Origin of the sequence: Photobacterium rosenbergii, assembly GCF_003026455.1 — a bacterium.
In the GTDB taxonomy this organism is placed as follows: domain Bacteria; phylum Pseudomonadota; class Gammaproteobacteria; order Enterobacterales; family Vibrionaceae; genus Photobacterium; species Photobacterium rosenbergii.
This window is the reverse complement of record NZ_PYMB01000061.1, coordinates 1-1,220: the sequence shown is the minus strand read 5'-3', so window position 1 is coordinate 1,220 and position 1,220 is coordinate 1. Positions and strand designations below refer to the sequence as shown.

1 protein-coding gene is annotated in these 1,220 nt (G+C 44.5%); it reads right to left on the bottom strand.

Annotation, left to right across the window (positions count from 1 at the left end; translation table 11 throughout):
- Window positions 1–131 precede the first annotated feature (131 nt).
- On the bottom strand, window positions 132–1,151 hold the full coding sequence (locus C9J01_RS29335) for an IS110 family RNA-guided transposase (RefSeq protein WP_107301574.1): 1,020 nt from the start codon (window positions 1,149–1,151) through the stop codon (window positions 132–134).
- Window positions 1,152–1,220 lie beyond the last annotated feature (69 nt).

The window sequence follows — 1,220 nt, the reverse complement described above, 5'->3', positions numbered from 1 at the left end:
AGCTCCACGATGATATCCGCGCCAGATTATCCTTAAAAAGCCCTAAAGCATTTCGATGCTGTTTTTTGTATCAGGTTTTTAATCTGGCCGATTGACCGTTTTCGTCATCATAATCGTCATTGCAAATCCGGTTATATCGTCGTCATACGAAAAGCCTGGCGGTTGTACATGACCGCCCAGGCTATCCTTGCCAGTTTATTGGCCAGTGCAACAACGACAACATTAAAAGGTTTACTAGCTCTTAAATCAATAAGCCACTGTCCAAAAGCCTTTCCCGTTTTATCAGGTCTAGCGAGTACCGCTCTCGCTCCATGTATAAACAAGGTCCTGAGTTGCTTGTTGCCTCGTTTACTAACACCGAGCAGTTTAGGTTTTCCACCCGTCGAATATTGCCGTGGAACAAGTCCAAGCCAAGCAGCCATATTCCGGCCATTAGTAAAATTGGTCGGCGAACTGATATCAGCTAAACATAAGCTTGCAGTCAAATCACCTATCCCCGGAACGCTTTTAAGCAATTGAGCTAACTCATTAGTCTCAACATACTGACTGAGCTTTTTATCCTGCCGTTTAATTTGTTCATTTAGATAAGAGTAATGCTCATGAAGTGCTTGGAGTTCGCGGGTGAAAAAAGGTGGAAGAGGTTGTTTTTGGTCTGCCAGCCATTGGAACAATGATTTCATCTTGGCATGACCTGTCGGTAAACTCAGTCCGAACTCCAGTAATATCGCGCTAATACGAGACATACAAGCCGTGCGCTCTTTAATAAAGCCATCCCGAACTCGGTGTATTGCAGCAATGATTTGGGCTTCTTCAGATTTAACGGCAACGAACCGCATTGATGGTCGACAAGCGGCTTCAGCTATTGCAGAGGCATCAATGAAATCATTCTTATTGCCCTTGACGTAGGGTTTCACGTATTGCGGTGGGATAAGTTTAACTTGATGGTTGAGCTCAAGACATTTACGAGCGAGCCAATGGGCTCCACCACATGCCTCAAAGGCAATCGTTGTGGGGCATAGCTTGGAAATAAACAGGATAAGTTGGCTTCGATTTAACTTTTTGCGCAATACCTCTCGGCCAGCACTGTTGTGCCCGACTATGTGGAAGCAGTGTTTACCAAGATCTATACCAAGAATATGTAAGGAAGACATATGGTTCACCTCTTTCAATTTACCTACCCCAAGCGTAGAGGCTTAAGAGTGAGGCGGACCATATAATTA